Annotated in this window: 1 pseudogene; it reads right to left on the reverse strand. The window is 67.4% G+C overall.

Annotation, left to right across the window (positions count from 1 at the left end):
- Positions 1 to 27: 27 nt before the first annotated feature.
- Positions 28 to 414: pseudogene (locus EEB19_RS26540) on the reverse strand (hypothetical protein); the annotation flags it as partial.

A 414-nucleotide genomic window follows, 5' to 3' on the forward strand; every position in this document is an offset into this window, starting at 1 on the left:
ATTCAGGCCCTTGTCCTTCAGCAGTTCTTACAGCTTGGTCTTGGCCTCGCGGCGCACACGCGCCTCTTCCTGCTTCAGGCGCTCGGTTTCGATGCGCTCTTCCTTTTCCTTCTGCGCGCGGATGGCGTAGGCCTTGGCCAGGTCCATCTCTTCTGCGCTGCGCGGCTTGCGCGGGCCCTGCTGGCCCGGGCCACGCGACTGGCCGGGCTTGCCCGGGCCGCCATGGCCAGGACCGCGACGCTGGCCGGGCTTGTGCTCGCCCTTGCCAGCGCCCTGCGGCTTTCCATTGCCGTTGCCACCCTTGCCCTGCGGGCGGCCATCACGGCGGGGGCCATCATTCTTGCGCTCTGGCTTGGGCGCAGGCTTGAAGCCCAGGCCCATCAGCTGGTCACGGAGGGTATCGCTCATAGGATT

Source organism: Gordonia sp. OPL2 (assembly GCF_003797825.1).
GTDB lineage: Bacteria > Actinomycetota > Actinomycetes > Mycobacteriales > Mycobacteriaceae > Gordonia.